This window comes from Streptomyces sp. PU-14G (assembly GCF_041028275.1).
Classification (GTDB): Bacteria; Actinomycetota; Actinomycetes; order Streptomycetales; family Streptomycetaceae; genus Streptomyces.
The window spans coordinates 1-18,453 of record NZ_JASKYT010000123.1; the positions used below are offsets into that span (position 1 = coordinate 1).

General features: G+C 73.5%; 16 protein-coding genes. 10 read left to right on the forward strand and 6 right to left on the reverse strand.

Features of this window, described 5'->3' with window-relative positions; genetic code table 11:
• The first annotated feature begins 250 nt into the window (after positions 1-250).
• On the forward strand, positions 251-994 hold the full coding sequence (locus AB8Z75_RS16500) for a GntR family transcriptional regulator (protein WP_369202628.1): 744 nt from the start codon (positions 251-253) through the stop codon (positions 992-994).
• Between the two features lie 47 nt (positions 995-1,041).
• A complete protein-coding gene (locus AB8Z75_RS16505; protein ID WP_369202630.1) occupies positions 1,042-2,202 on the forward strand; it encodes an adenosine deaminase in 1,161 nt (386 codons plus the stop codon).
• A 36-nt stretch (positions 2,203-2,238) separates the two neighbouring features.
• Here the strand turns inward: AB8Z75_RS16505 and AB8Z75_RS16510 are convergent, their stop codons facing one another.
• Positions 2,239-3,042, reverse strand: a complete 804-nt coding sequence (locus AB8Z75_RS16510; protein WP_369202632.1) for a FadR/GntR family transcriptional regulator — start codon at positions 3,040-3,042, stop codon at positions 2,239-2,241.
• A 154-nt stretch (positions 3,043-3,196) separates the two neighbouring features.
• Here AB8Z75_RS16510 and AB8Z75_RS16515 point away from each other — a divergent pair, with 154 nt between their 5' ends.
• From AB8Z75_RS16515 to AB8Z75_RS16540, 6 genes are read left to right on the forward strand one after another with little or no spacing between them, the layout of a single operon-like run.
• Positions 3,197-4,438 (forward strand): M20 family metallopeptidase, encoded by a 1,242-nt coding sequence (locus AB8Z75_RS16515; protein ID WP_369202634.1) that lies wholly within the window; start codon positions 3,197-3,199, stop codon positions 4,436-4,438.
• Positions 4,435-5,886, forward strand: coding sequence for an aldehyde dehydrogenase family protein (locus AB8Z75_RS16520; RefSeq protein WP_369202636.1), 1,452 nt, complete (start codon positions 4,435-4,437; stop codon positions 5,884-5,886). Before AB8Z75_RS16515 ends, AB8Z75_RS16520 begins: the two co-directional genes overlap by 4 nt.
• Positions 5,883-6,701 carry an SDR family NAD(P)-dependent oxidoreductase gene (locus tag AB8Z75_RS16525; protein ID WP_369202638.1) on the forward strand — a complete coding sequence of 273 codons (819 nt, stop codon included), beginning with the start codon at positions 5,883-5,885 and terminating at the stop codon, positions 6,699-6,701. The genes AB8Z75_RS16520 and AB8Z75_RS16525 overlap by 4 nt, the downstream gene beginning before the upstream one ends.
• A gap of 39 nt (positions 6,702-6,740) precedes the next feature.
• On the forward strand, positions 6,741-7,055 hold the full coding sequence (locus AB8Z75_RS16530; RefSeq protein ID WP_369202640.1) for a DUF3311 domain-containing protein: 315 nt from the start codon (positions 6,741-6,743) through the stop codon (positions 7,053-7,055).
• A complete protein-coding gene (locus AB8Z75_RS16535) occupies positions 7,052-8,566 on the forward strand; it encodes a sodium:solute symporter (protein WP_369202642.1) in 1,515 nt (504 codons plus the stop codon). The genes AB8Z75_RS16530 and AB8Z75_RS16535 overlap by 4 nt, the downstream gene beginning before the upstream one ends.
• Positions 8,567-8,606: 40 nt before the next feature.
• The gene (locus tag AB8Z75_RS16540; protein WP_369202644.1) at positions 8,607-10,979 is read left to right on the forward strand and encodes a penicillin acylase family protein; all 2,373 of its coding nucleotides are present in this window, start codon (positions 8,607-8,609) and stop codon (positions 10,977-10,979) included.
• On the opposite strand, the gene AB8Z75_RS16545 is transcribed toward AB8Z75_RS16540, so the two are convergent.
• From AB8Z75_RS16545 to AB8Z75_RS16560, 4 genes are all read right to left on the reverse strand, one after another.
• The gene (locus tag AB8Z75_RS16545; protein ID WP_369202646.1) at positions 10,957-11,832 is read right to left on the reverse strand and encodes a carbohydrate ABC transporter permease; all 876 of its coding nucleotides are present in this window, start codon (positions 11,830-11,832) and stop codon (positions 10,957-10,959) included. The genes AB8Z75_RS16540 and AB8Z75_RS16545 overlap by 23 nt on opposite strands.
• Positions 11,829-12,749 carry a carbohydrate ABC transporter permease gene (locus AB8Z75_RS16550; protein ID WP_369202648.1) on the reverse strand — a complete coding sequence of 307 codons (921 nt, stop codon included), beginning with the start codon at positions 12,747-12,749 and terminating at the stop codon, positions 11,829-11,831. The genes AB8Z75_RS16545 and AB8Z75_RS16550 overlap by 4 nt, the downstream gene beginning before the upstream one ends.
• Before the next feature lie 50 nt (positions 12,750-12,799).
• The gene (locus AB8Z75_RS16555) at positions 12,800-14,215 is read right to left on the reverse strand and encodes an ABC transporter substrate-binding protein (protein WP_369202650.1); all 1,416 of its coding nucleotides are present in this window, start codon (positions 14,213-14,215) and stop codon (positions 12,800-12,802) included.
• 64 nt (positions 14,216-14,279) lie between these two features.
• Positions 14,280-15,386, reverse strand: a complete 1,107-nt coding sequence (locus AB8Z75_RS16560; protein WP_369202652.1) for a carbohydrate kinase family protein — start codon at positions 15,384-15,386, stop codon at positions 14,280-14,282.
• A gap of 141 nt (positions 15,387-15,527) precedes the next feature.
• Between AB8Z75_RS16560 and AB8Z75_RS16565 the strand changes: the two genes are divergently transcribed.
• Together AB8Z75_RS16565 and AB8Z75_RS16570 are read left to right on the forward strand one after the other, a co-directional pair.
• Positions 15,528-16,280 carry a DeoR/GlpR family DNA-binding transcription regulator gene (locus tag AB8Z75_RS16565; protein WP_369202654.1) on the forward strand — a complete coding sequence of 251 codons (753 nt, stop codon included), beginning with the start codon at positions 15,528-15,530 and terminating at the stop codon, positions 16,278-16,280.
• Positions 16,277-17,635 (forward strand): 6-phospho-beta-glucosidase, encoded by a 1,359-nt coding sequence (locus AB8Z75_RS16570; RefSeq protein ID WP_369202656.1) that lies wholly within the window; start codon positions 16,277-16,279, stop codon positions 17,633-17,635. The genes AB8Z75_RS16565 and AB8Z75_RS16570 overlap by 4 nt, the downstream gene beginning before the upstream one ends.
• Before the next feature lie 39 nt (positions 17,636-17,674).
• Here the strand turns inward: AB8Z75_RS16570 and AB8Z75_RS16575 are convergent, their stop codons facing one another.
• The gene (locus tag AB8Z75_RS16575; RefSeq protein WP_369202658.1) at positions 17,675-18,256 is read right to left on the reverse strand and encodes a DoxX family protein; all 582 of its coding nucleotides are present in this window, start codon (positions 18,254-18,256) and stop codon (positions 17,675-17,677) included.
• Positions 18,257-18,453: the final 197 nt, after the last annotated feature.

Sequence of the window (18,453 nt, forward strand, 5' to 3'; positions counted from 1 at the left end):
GGGCGGGGCCTTCGGGGCGGCGTCCGCTGTTGCCGGGCGCGGCAGGCGGCGGCACGGGCGACGCAGGGGAGAGTCGAGTGACGCACGAGAGCGCCAGTTGTCTGACAAGCTCCGCGTTGGGGACTGGTCTACCCCCGCGCTCGGAACGTGTCAAGAGCCGACCGATCCACGCCCTCGGGCCGCACGTAGGCTGGGGACGCTCGGGCAGCGGAGCGGAAGCGGTCCGACGACCTTCCGGGAGATGAACCCCATGGCTCACAGGCAGCAGCGGCGTCCGGTCGTGGTGCTCTACGAACGGATCGTGGAAGCCATCCAGGAGGGCGTCTATCCCCCCGGCTCCCAACTGCCCACCGAGCCGCGCCTGGCCGCCGACCTGGAGGTCAGCAGGCCCGCCCTGCGGGAAGCGCTCATCCTGCTCCAGGAGGACGGCGTCATCACGGTGCGGCGCGGAGTGGGGCGCACCGTCAACCAGCACCCTCCGCGGCGCGGTTTCGAGAAGCTCCGGCCCATGGAGGAGCTGCTCGGCGCCGGGCAGCCGGTCACCACCGTGCGGCTGGCGCAGACCACCGAGGAGCCCACGGACTTCTCCACCCAGCATCTGCTGCTGCCGGCGCGCAGCCGGGTCAGGTTCTGGGAGAGCCTGCTGGAGGTGGACGGCACGCCGTGCTGCCTGACGCAGGAGTGGGCGGCCACCGACGAGACCCTGGCCGCGCTGGTCCCCTCACCCGCCGAGGCGCTCGACGGTGGCCAGGAGCCGCCCTCGACCATGCTGCGGCTCCTGCTGGAGGCGGGCCGCGGCGTGCAGCTGAAGGGCTCGTCCACCCTGGTGCCGACCATGCTGGGGCGCCGCCGCGGAGAACAGCTCGGCCGGCCCGCCGACACGCCCGCCGTGCTGGTGACCCAGGTCGTGCAGGCCGGGCGCACCCCGGTGCTGGCCGCGAAGTACATGCTGCCCACCGGCGCCCCCGCGCTGCCGGTGTGGCAGTCGCGCTGACCGCCCGGGTTCCGGTCGTCGACGGGTCGTGGTTACACTCAGCCCCCATGCACTTGTCAGACAACACCCCGCTTCCCGGTGACGGTCTCACGCAGGACGAGATCCAGCAGGCGCCGAAGGTCGTGCTGCACGACCACCTCGACGGCGGGCTGCGGCCCGCCACCGTCGTGGACCTCGCCCGCGAGGCGGGCTACGACCGGCTGCCCGCCACCGACCCGCAGAAGCTCGGCGCGTGGTTCCGCGACGCCGCCGACTCCGGATCGCTCGAACGCTACCTGGAGACCTTCGCCCACACCTGCGCCGTGCTGCGGACCGGCGAGGCACTGCACCGGGTCGCCGCCGAGGCGGTCGAGGACCTGGCCGCCGACGGCGTCGTCTACGCCGAGATCCGCTACGCGCCCGAACAGGTCCTCGGCGGCGGCCTGGCGCCGCGTCAGGTCGTCGAGGCGGTCAACGACGGTTTCCGTGAGGGCGAACGGCGTGCTGCCGCCGCGGGACGAGCGATCCGCGTCGGCACCCTGCTGACGGCGATGCGGCACGCGGACCGCTCCCGCGAGATCGCCGAACTGGCCCTGGCCTACCGCGACGCGGGAGTCGTCGGCTTCGACATCGCGGGCGCCGAGGTCGGCAACCCGCCCGAGCGCCACGCGGACGCCTTCGACCACCTCAGGAGCGACGGCGCCCACATCACCATCCACGCCGGTGAGGCCGTCGGTCTCGACTCCATCCGGCAGGCGGTGCAGCGGTGCGGAGCCCACCGGCTGGGCCATGGTGTCCGCATCGCGGACGACATCACCGTCGCCGCCGACGGCAGGGTCACCCTCGGCCGCCTCGCCTCCTACGTCCGCGACCACCGCATCGCACTGGAGGTGTGCCCCACCTCCAACCTCCAGACCGGCGCGGCCTCCTCCTATGCCGGGCACCCCATCGAGCTGCTGCGCCGACTGCGGTTCCGCGTCTGCGTCAACACCGACAACCGGCTGGTCAGCGGCACCACGATGACGCGGGAGTTCCAGCACCTCGTCGACACGTTCGGCTACGGACTCGACGAGATGGAGTGGTTCACCGTCAACGCGATGAAGTCCGCCTTCCTGCCGTTCGACGAGCGGACCGCCCTCATCCAGCAGGTCGTCCGCCCCGGGTACGCGCAGTTGCGCACCCACCGGCTCGGCCGCGTCCCCGCCGCAAGGGTTCCGGCAGCGGCGTAGCCCGGGGCCACGAGCCCGGCCGGCGGCCCCGCACGCTCACGTCCCGGGCTCCTCCTCCAGCGCCGCGCGCAGCCGCGGTCGGTCCTCGGACGGGACGTGCGGGGCGTAGTGGTCGTGAAGGGCCTGCCTGCCGAGGCGGGCGGCGCGAGCCCCGTCGCCGGCGCGGAGGGCGGCGAGGATGTCCCGGTGGTGGGTGACCGAGCGCCGCATCGCGTCGGCCGCTTCGCCGGTGTCCTCCGCACGGGCCAGCTTGCTCTCGATGGCGTCGACGACGGCGTCGTGCACGGCGCGGGCGCACAGGGCGAGCAGCGCGTTCCCGCCGGCCTCGGCCACCGTGCGGTGGAACTCCCCGTCGGCCTCGCTGAAACCGTGCGGGTCCCCGGGGGCGAGCCGCGCCATCTCGTCCACCAGTTCGGTCAGCCGTCGCAGATCGTCCTCGGAGTGCAGGCGCGCCGCGAGCCGGTAGCTCTCCGCGTCCAGGAGCATCCGGAACTGGATCAGCTCGCCGAGCCCCGACAGGTGGGAGCGGGCCAGCCGGCCCAGCGCGTGGCTGAGGGTGTCGGGCGAGACACCCAGGACCTCCGCGCCCAGCGGGTCCCCGGGCCTGGAGCGGATCAGCCCCGAGGACTGGAGGACGCGCAGCGCCTCCCTGACCGTCGAGCGGCCCACGTCGAACTGGCGCATCAGTTCGCGCTCGCCCGGAAGCCGCGAGCCGGGGGGCAGGTCGCCGCCCAGGACGCGTTCCTCTATCTGCTCGGCCACGCGCTGGTAGGCCCGCACGGGGCGCACGGGCCGGAAGGCGGCCCGAGCGGTGGGCCGTTCAGGAGACTCCGCCGGCATGTGTCCGCCCCTTTCCGGTGTGCGCGTGCAGGCCGAACCGCGCCGACCCCTTGACCGGGCCCTCGGCCCACCAGCAGAGTACGGACGATCAACTGGTCTGACCAGTCGCCTGGCCACCTGGGTGGGGCGGTCTGGGAAGGGACTTGGAGGTTGCATGCGTTCCGGTCCCGGCACACTGCCGTGGGAATCCGTGCTCGACACCGAGGCGGCCGTCGCCTTCACGCGGGAGCTGGTGCGGCTGCGCACCGTGAATGCGGCGGGCGCTGAGGCCGTCGAGAAACCCGCCGCCGAACTGGTCTCCGGGCTGTTCTCCCGGTTCGGCTGGGAACACACCGTCACCGAGGTGGCCCCCGGGCGCCCCAACGTCGTCGCGGTCGTCGACGGCGGCGGGGGCGCAGGGCCCACCCTGATGTTCGAGGGCCACACCGATGTGGTGACCGAGGGCGATCCGGCGGACTGGAGCGTGGACCCCTACGGCGCCGAGATCCGCGACGGGAGGATGTGGGGCCGGGGCACCGCCGACATGAAGTCCGGCGTCGCGGCGATGATCTACGGGGTCCGCGCGCTCCAGCAGGCGGGGCCTTTCCCCGGCCGCGTCGTCGTCGGTGTGATGGCCGACGAGGAGGGCATGATGCTCGGCGCCAAGGCGTTCGCCGCCTCGCCGCAGGCGTCCGAGGTGGACGGCGTCGTCGTCTGCGAGCCGGAGGGATACGAGGTGTGCACCTCGGCGCGCGGCGGCATCCGGCTGCGCCTCGACCTGACGGGTGTGATGGCGCACGGGGCGATGCCGCAGGAGGGCAGGAGTCCCGTCGCGGCGGGCGCCCGCGTCGTCGAGGCGCTCGCCGCGGTGCAGGAGTGGGCCACGGGGCGGTACGGCACCCATCCGCACGCCGGTTCCGTCACGGTGACCCCCACGGTGCTGCTCGGGGGCGACCCCGACCAGCTCAACGTCATCCCCGCACACGGCGTCGTCGGCGTGGACGTCCGCACGGTCCCCGGCACCGACCACGCCGAACTCATCGAGCGCGTCCGCACGACGGCCCGGGAGGCCGCCGCCGCGTTCGGTGTCACCGTGGAGCTGACGGTCGTGGACGATCGGCCCGCCGTCGAGATCCCCGAGGACCATCCCCTCGTCGCGGGCCTGGTGGCGGCGCACACCCAGGTGCACGGCGCGGCGCCCGCCTTCGGCGCGGTGCCCGGCACCACGGACGGCACGATCCTCACCCGCGACGCCGGGCTGCCCACCGTCGTCTACGGTCCTGGCGGCAAGTGGATCGCGCACCAGAAGGACGAGTACGTCGAGGTGCGCGAGATCGGCGAGTACGCACGGGTGTACGCGGCTGCCGCCTGGCACTTCCTCACCGGCGGCCGGCAGGCGGGAGGTGCTGGGGCGTGACGCTGTGGGACGACAAGGAGTTCCCCGAGGGACTGCCGGTCGGTGACGGGTGGGTGGCGGCGCCCGGGCAGCGGACCGTCACCTTCCCCTACGACGGGAGTGCCGTCGCCGAGGCACCCGTCGGGGACGTGGCGCTGGCCCGGCAGGCCGTCGAGCACGCGGCGGGGCTGCGCCGCACGATGGCCGCCCTGCCCACCCGCACCCGGCGCGCCGTGCTGGCCGGCGTGGCCGACGCGCTCGAAGGCGTGGCGGCCGGTATGGAGGACCTGCTGGTCCTGGAGACGGGCAAGCCGCGGACCGACTGCCGCACGGAGGTCGTCCGCGCTGTGGCCACCTGGCGGGCCGCGGCCGACGAGGTGGTGCACGTCCACGGCGAGACGGTGCCGCTGGACGGGCTGCCGTCGGGGGACGGGATGACGGGCTTCTTCACCAGGCGCCCGGTCGGGGTCGTGGTGGGCGTCGCCGGGTTCAACTATCCGATGATGCTCGCCACCCACAAGATCGCCCCCGCGCTGGCCGCGGGCTGCCCCGTCGTCGTCAAGCCCGCCCCCGCGACGCCGCTGGCCACCCTGTGGCTGGTCGGCCTGGTGCGCGAGCGGCTGGTGGCCGCCGGGGTGCCGGCCGGTGCCGTCCAACTGGTGACCGGCGACGCCGAGGTGGGCCGCGCGCTCACCACCCACGAGGCCGTCGCCGCCGTCTCCTTCACCGGCTCGGCGGCCATCGGCCACCGCATCGCGCGGGACGCGGCCCCGCGCAAGGTGGTGCTGGAGCTGGGCTCCAACGCGGCTCTCGTCGTCGCCGCCGACGCCGACCTGGACGCCGCCGCGGACGCCGTGGTGCGCGGCGGCTACTACGCCTCGGGGCAGGCCTGCATCGCCGTCCAGCGTGTCATCGCCGAAGCGCCGGTCGCCGCCGGGCTGGAGCGCAGGATCGCGGACCGGCTCGGCTCCGTGGTGGTGGGCGACCCGCGCCAGGAGAGCACCCGCGTCGCCGCGCTCATCGACGACGCCGCCACCGAACGGGTGCTGGCGTGGGTCGCGCAGGCGCGCGAGGCGGGCGCCCGCCTGGTCGCGGGCGGCGAGCGCCGGGGCCGGTGCGTGACGCCCACGCTGCTGGCCGACGTGCCGGACGGACAGCCCGCGTGGGACGAGGAGATCTTCGGGCCCGTCGTGTGCCTGCGTGCCGTGCCCGATCTGGACGCGGCCTTCGCCACGGTCGACGCGAGCCGCTACGGCCTGCACGCGGCCGTCTTCACCCACCGCCTCGACACGGCGTTCCGTGCGCTGGACGAACTCGACGTCGGAGGCGTGGTGGTCAACGAAGTGCCCGGCTACCGCTGCGACGTCGCCCCCTACGGCGGTGTCAAGGACTCCGGCATCGGGCGCGAGGGTCCGCGGTTCGCGATCGAGGAGTTGACGGTGACGAAGATGGCGGTGATCAAGCCGTGAGGCCGCACACGGGCGCGGGTGCCGGTACCGGCACCGGTACCGGAGTCGACTACGGCAGGCTCTTCCGGCTCGACGGGAGGCGGGTGGCCGTCGTCGGCGGCGGGAGCGGGATCGGCCGCGAGGCCGCGCGGGCGCTGGCGGCCCACGGCGCCGAGGTGGTCGTCGCCGACCGGGACGAGGCGGGCGCCGCCGAGACCGCGCGGCTGGCGGGGCCTGGGGCCTCGCCGTTCCTCCTCGACGTGCTGGACGAGGACGCGTTGACGGACGCCGCGGCGGCCTGGGGACCGCTGGACGGGCTGGTGATCACCGTCGGCGTCAACGTGCGCAAGCGCCTCGCGGACTACTCGGTCGCGGAGTTCGAGCGAGTGATGGCGCTCAACCTGCGCGCCCACTTCTCCCTGGTGCGGGCGTGCGCCCCTGCCATGGCCGCACGCGGGCGGGGCGCGGTCGTCTCGCTCGCCTCCATGCGAGCCTTCCAGGTGGAGCCGGGGCAGGGCGTCTACGCCGCCTCCAAGGCCGGCCTCGTCCAGCTCTTGCGGACCGCCGCAGCCGAGTGGGGGCCGCAGGGCGTGCGGTTCAACGCGGTGGCGCCCGGCGTGGTGCGTACGCCGCTGACCGACCAGATCGCGGCGGACGAGGAGTGGTACGACGCGTATGCGCGGGCGTCCGCGTTGCAGCGGTGGGCGCGGGCCGACGAGATCGCGGGCGCCGTGGTCTACCTGGTCTGTGACGCGTCCACCTTCGTGACGGGCAGCGTGCTCACCGTCGACGGCGGCTGGACGGCCGTCGACGGACGGTACGACCCGGCCGTGTGACCCTGTTCGTCCCCAGCGCCCCTCAAGGAGCTACCCGCAATGCCCGAGCAGCACGACCCCCCGCAGGGGGAGGGCAGCCCCCTGGACGGGCTCCCCCACATCCGAACCAGGCGCCCGGCGCTGTGGCTCCTCCTCGTCCCTGCCGCCCTCTACTGCGCGGCCCCTCTCGTGGCGAACCGGATCGAACCCCGCGTTCTCGGCCTCCCCTTCCTCCTGTTCTGGATCATCGCCGCGACTCTCGTGAGCCCGCTGGTCATCTGGGGGGTCTCGCGGCTCGATCCGGCGTTCCGGCAGGACGCCGTCGAGCCCCTTCCGGTCGACGACGCCCCGCGGGAAGAGGGAGGCCCGCGATGAGCGGCTCCGCGGCTGTCGCGACGACGATCTTCGGGCTGGCCATGGTGGCGACCCTCGCCATCGGCGTGCTCAGCGCCCGCGGGCGGGACAAGGGCATGACGGAGTGGTCGGTCTCCAGCCGGGGCCTGGGCGTGTTGTTCGTCTGGCTGCTGATGGCGGGTGAGACCTACACCAGCTTCTCGTTCCTGGGCACGGCCGGCTGGTCGTACTCGTACGGGGTGCCGATCCTCTACCTCGTCGCCTACCTGACGGTCGGTTTCGCGGTGGCGTACGTCGTCGGGCCCGCGCTGTGGACGTATGCGAGCCGCCATCGGCTGCTGTCCATCGCGGACATGGCCGAGCACAGGTTCCGCTCGCGCCCGGTCGGCATCCTGGTGGCGGTGACGGCGACGGTCTTCATCGTCCCGTACGTGCAGGTCCAGATCCAGGGCATGGGCGTGGTGGTCAACGCGATGACGTACGGCAGCGTCGACCTGCACGTGGCGGCCGTGATCTCGTTCGTCGTCGCGGAGGCGTTCATCCTGGTGTCCGGGCTGCGCGGATCGGCGTGGGTGAGCGTGCTCAAGGACGTGCTGGTGGTCGTCGCCGTGGTGTTCCTGGCGGTTTGGGTGCCGCTGCACTACCTCGACGGGTACGGCGACTTCATGACCCGGATGGTGAACGAGCGGCCCGAGTGGCTGACGTTCCCCGGGCACGACTCGGGCGGGCTGAACGGCACCTGGTTCGTCTCCACGCTGCTGCTCAACGCGGTGACGATCTCCATCTTCCCCACCACCGTCGCGGGGTACCTGAGCGCGAAGAGCCCGAACGCGCTGCGCCGCAACGCGCTGCTGCTCCCCTGGTACCAGCTGCTGCTGTTCATTCCGATGATGGTCGGCGCCGTCGCGCTGTTCGCGCTGCCGGCGCTGGGCAACCCGGACCTGGCACTCTTCCGGCTGGTGACGGACTCGCTGCCGTCCCCCGTCGTCGCGGTGATCGGGGTGGCGGGAGCGCTGTCGGCGATCGTGCCGATGAGCGTGTTCATGCTGGCCATCGGTACCCTGTGCGGCCGCACGCTGCTGGGCGGCGGCAACGGCTCCGACCCGCGCAGCCGCACCCGGCGCGGCACGGAGCCCGGCAGCGCCGACGACGTCCGCATCAAGCGGCTGTCGCAGCTGGTGTGCTTCCTGGCCGGGCTCGTCGCCCTGCTCGGCAGCCTCTTCTACCCGAACACGCTGGTGCAGCTATCGGTCCTCTCCTACGAGGGACTTGCCCAGTTGGTGCCCCTGGCGCTGCTGTCCCTGTTCTGGCGGCGGCTGACGGCGGTGGCCGGGGTCGCGGGCACGCTTGCCGGACTGGCCGTCGTGCTGCTGCTGTGGTGGACGGACAACGATCCCTGGCACGGGGTCAACGGCGGCGTGCTCGGACTGGCGGCCAACCTGCTGGTGGCCGCGTCCCTGACCTACGCGGGGCCCCGCACGCCGGGCGCGGGCACCAGGCGCGCATCGGCCACTGAGGAGGAGACGGTATGAGGCAGGCGCACGGCCGCACACCCGCGAAGGGCACGGACGCGTGAAGGGCGAGGCGACCACGTTCGCGGTGCCGGGACTCGCGGAGCCCGTCGAGATCCTGGTCGACCGCTGGGGCGTACCCCATCTGTACGCGGGCTCGCGCGCCGACCTCTTCCTCGCCCAGGGCTTCAACGCCGCCCGCGAACGCCTCTTCCAGCTCGACCTGTGGCGCAGGCGGGGCCTCGGTCTCCTCTCCGAGGCCCTCGGCGCGGACTACGTGGAGCACGACAGGGCGGCGCGGCTGTTCCTGTACCGGGGCGACATGGCCGAGGAGTGGGCCGCCTACGGGCCCGGCACGCGGGAGATGGCCCGCTCGTTCGCGGCGGGCGTCAACGCCTACGTGGCGCTGGTGCACAGCGACCCGCCCCGGTTCCTCCCCCCTGAGTTCGCCGCGCTCGGCTACGCGCCCGCTCACTGGCACCACAGCGACCTGGCCCGCATCCGCACGCACGGCCTCTTCTACAACGTCCGCCAGGAGGTGGCCCGGGCCCTGACGCTGCGGGACTTCGGACCGGAGGCGGAGGAGCTGCGCAAGGTCAGGGATCCGCTCGGGCACCGGCTCACCGTTCCCGTAGGGCTCGACCTCGACGTGATCCCCGAGGACGTCCTGCGCGTCTACGACCTGGCCACCACACCACCGTGGAGCCCGCGCGCCCAGCCCTCACAGCGCCCCGACGGCAGCAACAACTGGGTGCTGGCCCCATCCAGGACGGCGACGGGACGGCCCCTGCTGGCCAACGACCCGCACCGTGCGCTCACCCTGCCCTCGCTGCGCGCCGTGGCGCACCTGTCGGCACCGGACCTGGACGTGATCGGCGCGGGCGAACCGGCGCTGCCGGGCCTGTCCATCGGGCACAACGGCCACCTCGCGTTCGGCCTGACGATCTTCCCCGTGGACCAGGAGGACCTGTACGTCTACCGCACAGACCCGCAGGACCCGCGCGCGTACGCGTACGGGGGCGGCTGGGAGCGGATGACGTGTGTGACCGAGGAGATCCCGGTCAGAGGTGCGGAGCCCGTCCGCACCGAGCTGTGGTTCACCCGGCACGGTCCCGTCGTCCGCGAGCGCCCCGAGCGCGACGCCGCCTTCGCGGTGCGGGCGGCGTGGCTGGGCCCCGGCATGGCGCCGTACCTGGGCAGCGCCGGCTACATGGACGCCACCACACCCGAGGCGTTCACGCGGGCGCTGCGGCGCTGGGGCGCGCCGGGCGAGAACCAGGTGTACGCGTCCGCCGACGGCACCGTCGGCTGGTGTCCGGCCGCACGGGTGCCGCGGCGGCGCGGGTGGGACGGGACCCTGCCGGTGCCCGGCGACGGGCGGTACGAGTGGGACGGTTTCCTCGACGCCGACGAACTGCCCTCCACCCGCGACCCGGCGTCCGGCTGGCTGGCCACCGCGAACCAGTGCAACCTGCCGCCCGACTATCCGCACGGGGAGCGGCCGGTCACCCACGACTGGTACGCGCCCACCCGGTACGAGCGCTGCGCCGAGGCGCTGGCGGCGCGGGACGACTGGAGTGCCGAGGACTGCGTGCGGCTGCAGACCGACGACGTCAGCCTTCCCGCGCGCGGGATACTGCCGCGGCTCGCGGGCCTGCGCGGTGAACAGCCGCGGGCGCGGACCGGTCTGGAGGTGCTGCGCGGCTGGGACGGGCGGCTCGCCGCGGACTCGGGCGCCGCCGCGCTCTTCGAGGTGTGGTACCGCCGCCATCTGCGACCTGCGCTGCTGCGCCGGGCGCTGCGTGCGGCGGTGCCTTCCGCGGTCGCCGGGCCCGAAGCCACCGCGCGGTGGCTTCAGGCGGCGGTGCGGCGTGTGACGCCCGCCGACGGCGAGGCGATGGACCCGCGCGTGGACCTGCGACTGCTTGACGGGCCCGATCCGGAAGGACTGCTGGGCCCGCTGCTGCTGGACACCCTCGCGGAGGCGGTGGCGGACGTCACCGCCCTGTTGGGCCCGGACCCGCAGGGCTGGGCGTGGGGCACACTGCACCGGGCCGAGCTGGTGCACCCGGTGGCGGGGCTGCTGGCCCGTCGGGGCGCAAAGGCCGTCCCCGACTGGTGCCGGCTGCCCGCGCTGCCGCGCGGCGGCAGCGCGGAGACGGTGGGCGCGGCGGGCTACCTGGCCGGCTTCGCGCAGAGCGACGGGGCGAGCTTCCGCATGGTCGTGGACGTCGGCGGGTGGGACGGCTCGCTCGCCATGAACTCCCCAGGGCAGTCGGGCGATCCGCGCTCGGAGCACTACGCGGACCTGTATCGGGCGTGGGCCGCGGACAGGGCCTTCCCTCTCGTCTACTCGCGCTCCCGCGTCGAGGAGGAGACCGCGCAGCGGATCGTGCTCTCCCCCGCGCCGGTCACTCCTTCGTCGCACCGGTGAGCATGCCCTGGATGAACCGGCGTTGCAGCAGCAGGTAGACGACGACCACGGGCAGCGCGATGAGGACGGCCGCCGCGGCGAGCAGCGCGGTGTCCGAGGAGTGCTGCCCCTGGAAGAAGGCGAGCCCGAGCGGGACGGTGCGGTGCGCCTCGTCGCTGACCATCACCAGGGCCATCAGGAACTCGTTCCAGGTCCACATGAAGACGATGACGGTCAGCGTGGCGAAGGCGGGCCGCCCCATGGGCAGCAGGATGCGGGTGAGGGCCGTCCAGTGGGTCGCCCCGTCGATCCGGGCCGCCTCCAGGAGCGAGCGGGGGGTGTTGCGGAAGTAGGTGCGCATCCAGAAGACGCCGAAGGCCAGGGACTGCGCGGTCTGCGGCAGGATCAGCCCCCAGTAGGTGTTGGTGAGCCCCCAGTGCCGCAGGTCGAAGTAGAGCGGGACGATCACCGCTTCCTGCGGGAGGGTGAGGCCGACGACGAAGAGGTAGAACAGCGCGTTGGAGCCGGGGAACCGCATGGTGCCGAAGGCGTAGGCGGCCAGGGTGGCCAGCACCGTGGTGAGGGCGACGACCGCGACGGCGACCACGACCGAGCTGACCAGGTAGGTGCCGAAGTGGCCGCGGGTCCACGCGTCGGCGAAGTTTCCCCAGTTGAGGGACTTCGGCAGGGAGAAGCCGGTGTCGAGCGAGGACTGGCTGGACAGCGCGGTCGACAGGATTCCGGCCACGGGGGTGAGCGCGATCAGGGCGAACAGAGCGAGGATGCCGTAGGTGACGGCGCGCTCCGCGGGCGAGGTGGTGGTGTGCCGGGTGTGCCGCTTTCCCGGTGCGGCCGGCGTTCTCGGAGTGCTCATCGGTTCCGCCCCTCCACGAGCCGGGTGACCACCATGGTCAGCGCGAAGATCACCGCGGTGAGGGTGATGCCCATGGCCGAGGCGGCGCCGACCTCGCCGGTCTCGAAGGCCCGGCGGTAGACCTCGTAGGCGGGCACCGAGGTGGCGTTGCCGGGGCCGCCGCTGGTGGTGATGTAGACGAGGTCGAAGTTGCGCAGCGCGGCCACCAGGGTCAGCGTCAGGGCCACGGCGATCTCGGCACGCAGTCCCGGCAGCGTCACCGTGAAGAACTCCCGTACCGCCCCGGCGCCGTCGATGCGGGCCGCCTCGAACAGTTCGCGCGGGATGCGCTGGGCCCCGGCGAGGAAGAGCACGAGGCACAGCCCGGTCTCCACCCAGGTGCCGACGGCGCCGACGGCGGGCAGCGCCCAGTCGGCGTCACCCAGCCACGAGCGGGTCAGCGCGTCCAGGCCCACCGCGCGCAGCGTGTCGTTGAGCAGTCCGTCGGGGGCGAGGATGGAGCGCCAGGCGACACCGACGACGACCATGGCCAGCACCTGCGGCAGGAAGAGGACGGTGCGGAAGAAGGTCATGCCGCGGATGCGGAAGCGGGTGAGCGCCGCGGTCAGCAAGAGCCCGAGGGCCACCGGCAGTGCGGCGTAGAAGAGCAGCAGGACGGCGGCGTGCGCGAAGGGGGCGCGCAGTGCGGGGTCGGTGAGCAGGGCCTGGTAGTTGTCCCGGCCTGCCCAGGTGGCGCGGGTCAGCCCGTCCCAGTGCAGCAGGGACAGCCATCCGGTCTGGCCGAGCGGCCACAGCAGGAACACCCCGAAGACGGCCAGCGCGGGCAGGATGTACAGGTATCCGACGGCTCGGGGCTCGCCGGGGGCCCGGCGGCGGTAGCGGGCCGCGAGCTTGCCGGGCACTCCCTTGCCGGGCACGGCAGCTCCCCTACCGGGTGCGGCTTCTGCGCGCCGGGGGCCGGCGGTCCTCACCTGTCCTCGCCCTCGGCGCGCTGCTGGGCGCGGAAGTCGTCGTAACTCTTCTGCATGCGCGAGGCGAGTTCCTCCGGGCCGATGTCGCCGCTGAGGACGCCCTGCAGGTCGGCGGAGAGGGTGTCGTAGAAGGTGGGGGTCGTGTAGTCGAGGTAGGGCACCAGCCCGTCGGCCTCGTTGAGTGCTTCCCACCCCGCGACCATCTGCCCGGCCGCGCTGTCGGCGTCGAGCTTCCGCGCGGCGGCGCCGGGCACCACGGGAAGTACGCCTTCCTCGGTCAGCACGTTGGAGGCGTGGGAGCTGGTGAGGAAGTCCAGGTAGGCGGCGGCGACCTCGGGGTGGTCCGACTTGGAGGTGACCGACCAGGGCAGGCCCTCGCCGCCGGTGGTGACCGGCTGTGCGCCGGAGTCCGGGGGCGGCGGCATGAAGCCGAGGTCGTCGCCCATCGTCTTGCGCAGGTCGGCCAGTTGCCAGGTGCCGGTGACCAGGAAGGCGCCCTTGCCGTCGGCGAACTGCTTGGCCGCGTCGTCGTAGCCCTTCCCGTTGGCGCCCTTGGGCACGTAGCCCTTCTCCGACCAGTCGGCGAGAGTGCGGGCCGCCTCGCGGGTGGCGTCCGTCTCGAAGCCCTTACCGCGCCCGAACACCGTCTCGCGCACTGGCCCGGCGCTGCCCGCCGCCTGCGCCTGGAGGAGGCCGAAGGTGTGGATCGCCGGGTACTTGTCGAGGTTGCCGAACTGGACGGGGAGCTGCCCGGCCTCCTTCAGCTCGGGCAGCGCCTCGGTGAACTCCTTCCAGGTGCGGGGCGGTTCCACACCGGCCTTCCGCAGCACCTTCTTGTCGTAGTAGACGCCGATGTACTCGCCCTCCTGCGAGACGCCGTACAGCCGTCCCGTGCCGAACCGCTTCCCGTCGGCGGAGACGCGGTTGAGGTTGAGCAGCGTCTGCGGGAAGCGGGTGTTCCAGCCGTAGAGGCCCGCGTAGTCGTCCAGCGGCGCGAGCATTCCGGCGTGTGCGAAGGCCACCATGTCGGAGTAGCCCTGGTTGGCCTGGACGACGTCGGGCGGGTCATCGCCGCTGAGGGCGAGCTTCAGGGTCTTCTTCAGGTCGTTGAAGCTGCGCGCGACGCGCTTGATGGTGACGTTCGGGTACGTCTTCTCGAACTCCTTGTTGAGCCGCTCGATCGCGGCGTTCTGGCCGCCGCGCACCTGCTGGTCCCACACCGTGAGGGTGACCTCGCCCGCCTTCGCCGGGTCGGGTACGGCGCTCGCGGCGCCAGTGCCGGCGCCGGCCGCGCCGGAGCCGTCGGTGCCCGGCACGCAGGCGGCGGCGGGCAGCAGCGCGCACAGGGCAGCGAGGGCGGCGAGGGCGCGGCGGTACCGGCCGCCCGTGCGTGGGCTTCGCCCGTCATTCATCGTTCCTCGTCTCCTCGGTCTCCGCGGTCTCCTCGGGGCCCTCGGTCTCCTCGCCCCGGTCCGCTCACGAGCGGAAGCCGATGGTGGGGGTGGCGCGCAGCAGCGGCCAGTCGCCGCGTCCGCCGGGCAGCAGTTCGTCCAGGAAGCCGTAGCGGCGCATCACCTCGGGGCTCTGGCCGCCGATGCGCCGCGCGTACTGCCACCAGGCGGCGACCTCGCTCCAGCCGGGTGCCGAGAGCGAGCCGCCGAAGTGCTGCACGGACAGCGCGGCGGTCAGGTTGGCGAAGGCCAGCCGGTCGGCGAGCGGCCATCCGGCGAGGGTGCCGGTGGTGAATCCGGCCATGAAGACGTCGCCCGCGCCGGTGGGGTCGAGCGCGTCGACGGCGAGCGCCGGCACGTCGGCGTGCTCGCCGCTGTTGCCGTCGATGGCGACGGCGCCGCCCGACCCCTTCGTGACCACCGCCACGGGCACCAGTTCGGCCAGCGCCCGCACGGCCTCCTCGGGGGTGTCGGTGCGGGTGTAGTGCAGGGCCTCGGTGGCGTTGGGCAGGAACGCGTGGCACAGGGAGAGGTCGGCCAGGGTGTCCGGGTCCCAGGCTCCGGTCTCGTCCCAGCCGGTGTCGGCGAAGATCAGGCTGCCCTCGCTGTGTGCCTGACGCACCCAGTCCCCGACCCGGCCGGGCTCCAGGGAGGTGACGCAGGCGCGCGACGGCGGCCGGGAGGCGACGCTGACGCACGGTTTGGGCGCCTCGTGTCCGTGGCTGACCATGGTGCGCTCGCCGTCGTAGGCCATCGAGACGGTGACCGGCGAGTGCCAGCCCTCCGCCCGGTGCGAGGGCGCCAGGTCGATGCCCTCGATGCCGCAGAGGGCGTCCCAGCAGTAGTCGCCGTACATGTCGTCGCCGAACGCGGCGGCGAGCGCCGTGCGCAGGCCGAGCCGGCGCAGGGCCGTCGCCATGTTGGCCACGCCGCCAGGGCTGGAGCCCATGCCGCGCGACCAGGTCTCGGTGCCGCGTACGGGGGCGTGGTCGAGGCCGGTGAAGACGATGTCGAGGAAGACGGTGCCGGTCAGGAACACGTCGGTTTCCGGGCCCCCGTCCGAGCGCAGGGCGGCCAGCGGGTCCAACGAGCTCCCGGTCGGTGCGGGTTGGGCGCTCCCAGTGGTGCTCATGGCCGCTCTCCCCTCTCGGCTATGGCCAGAAGATGACTTCTCGGTGGCTGGTTTGAGCGATACCTTGCACCGCCCCCCTGCCGATTGCAATACCTCGCTCACAGTCGCGCACAGCCGCTCAGTCACGCTAGGGTCCTGGTCATGTTGCGCGAGAGTCGGCACGAGGAGTTGCTGCGCATCCTCCGCGAGGAGGGCGTGCTGCCCGTCGTCGAGATCGCGCGCCGGCTCCGGGTGAGCGAGGCCACCGCGCGGCGCGACGTGTCCGACCTGTCAGGGGCGGGACGGCTGCGGCGGGTCTACGGCGGCGCCCTCGCCCGCGAGCCCGCCGAACGCCCCTTCGCCGAGGAGGAGGTGGACGACCTCCCCGCCAAGGACGCCATCGCCGCGGGCGCCGCCGCGCTGGTCGAGGACGGCGAGACGGTGCTGCTCGACATCGGTACCACCACCCTGCGACTGGCGCGGCTGCTGCACGGCAGGAAGGTCACCCTGGTGACCTCCAGCCTCGCCGTCTACGAGGAGCTGCGGTCCGACGAGACGGTGACGCTGGTCCTGCTGGGCGGCGAGGTGCGGCGCAACTACCGGTCGCTGGTCGGCAATCTCACCCGCGCCGCGCTGCGCGAGATCTACGCCGACCGCGTCTTCCTCGGCACCAGCGGCGTCCTGCCCGACGGCCGCGTCCTGGACACCACGCAGGTCGAGGTACCCGTCAAGCAGGCACTGTTGGGCGCAGCCCGCCAAGCGGTGCTGCTGGCCACCCCGCGCAAGTTTCCCGGCACCGGCAGCGCACGCGTCTGCCAGGCCACCGACATCGACATGCTGATCACCGGCCAGGCGTCCGACCCGGCCACCCTCGCCGCGTTCCGCGAGGCCGACGTGGAGGTAGTACAGGTATGACGGGTACGACAGGCACGGCCGGCACGAGGCTCACCGTGCTCGGCGGCGGCGGGTTCCGCGTCCCGCTGGTCCACCGCGCGCTCCTGGACGACGCGAGCCACCCGGACCGCGCGGGCCGCTGCACCGAACTCGTCCTCCACGACACCGATCCGGGACGGCTGGCGGCCATCGGCGCCGTCCTGGCCGAACAGACCGCCCAGCACGGCGGCCCCGCGCCCGAGATCCGGACGACCACCGACCTGGACGAGGCCCTGACCGGCGCCGACTTCGTCTTCAGCGCCATCCGCGTCGGCGGCCTCGCCGGACGGGTGAGCGACGAGCGCCTCCCCCTCGCCGAGGGGCTGCTCGGGCAGGAGACGGTCGGCGCGGGCGGGGTGCTCTACGGGCTGCGCACCGTGCCCGTGGCCACCCGTATCGCCGAGCGCGTCGCCGCCCTCGCCCCGCACGCCTGGGTCATCAACTTCACCAACCCCGCCGGCATGGTCACCGAGGCCATGAGCCGGGTGCTGGGCGACCGCGTCATCGGCATCTGCGACTCGCCCGTCGGCCTGTGCCGCCGCGCCGCGCGCGCCGCGGGCGCGGACCCCGACCGCGCCGACTACGACTACGTGGGCCTCAACCACCTCGGATGGCTGCGCCGCCTCGTCGTCGACGGCACCGACCGGCTGCCCGCGCTGCTCGCGGACACCGACGCGCTGGGCTCCTTCGAGGAGGGCAAGCTGTTCGGCGCGGAGTGGCTGCGCGCGCTCGGCGCCCTGCCCAACGAGTACCTGCACTACTACTACCACCACAGGGAAGCGCTGGCGGCGATCCAGGAAGCGGACGCCACCCGGGGCGAGTTCCTGGCACAGCAGCAGGACGGCTTCTACGCGCGGGCGTCCGGCACCGGGAGCGGAGGGGCGTTCGCCGCGTGGGAGGCCACCCGCCGCGAGCGCGAGGAGACCTACATGGCCGAGAGCCGGCAGGCCTCCGGCGGCTGGGAACGCGACAGCTGCGACCTGGACGGCGGCGGCTACGACCGCGTCGCCCTCGCCCTGATGCGGGCCATCGCCCGCAACGAGCGCACCCGTCTCATCCTCGACGTCCGCAACCGCGGCGCCGTGCCCGGGATCGACGACGACGCGGTGGTGGAGGTCCCCTGCGTGGTCGACGCGGGCGGCGCCCACCCCCTGGCCGCAGGACCCGTCGCCCCCGACCAGCTCGGCTTGATGTTGCAGCTCAAAGCGGTCGAACGCGCCGCGATCGAGGCGGCCTCTGACGGCTCCCGGCGCGCCGCGCTGCGCGCGCTGGCCCTCCACCCCCTGGTGGACTCGGTGCACGCCGCCGACCGCGTCCTGCGGGCGGCAGGCCACTGAGAAGGCGCCGCGCGGTCCGCCGCGCGCGGGCGGCGCGGCTCACTTGGGGGAGAGAGACGACCCCTTCTGGCTGAGGGTCTGCCTGGCCTTCTTCAGGGAGTTCTTCGTCGGCATGGAGTTCTTCGCAGGCATGGGTTTCTTCGTCGGCATGGAGTTCTTCGCCGCACTGACGGGGCAGGGGCGGCGGTGCCGGGCGCGGGCCCGCAGCGCGTGGATACGCGCCTGGTGCCCCGCGTCGCTGATCACGGCCACCAGGCCGCCCAGCACGGCGCCGTTCTTGGCGAGCTGCGTGCGCTGGGCGGCGCGCTGCCCGGCGTCCTCGTGCTCCCAGAAGGGGTGCCCCGCCAGGGTCGTGGGCACCAGGGAGGCGGCCAGCGCGAGCGAGGCGACCCGCGGGAGGCGCCCGACGGTCAGCAGCGCACCGGCCGCCACCTGAACCGCCGCGTTCACCCGGACGAGCAGCACGTCGTCGTCCGGCAGCCCGGGCGCCTTCTCGCGCAGCTTCGCCAGGAAGGGTCCGGCCATCTCGGCGCGGGGCTCGGGTTCGCCGAGCGTTTCGACCCCCGCGCTGACGAAGAAGGTGCCGAGGAGCGGTCGGGCGACGAGCTGGAGAGGTGTCATGCGGCGTCCTTTGGTCGCGCGGGGCATCGCGGGCGGTCACGGGCTCGGGGCGGGACTTCGGTCCGGCAGGAGCGGGCGGGGCCTGAGGGGCCGGGTGCGGTGGCCGGGCCCTCACCGCCATGTCACGCGCCCTCGCGACGCGGCGCAACCCGGGCCCGCCCAACGGCGCAACGCCCGCGCCCGCCACGCGGCCGTAC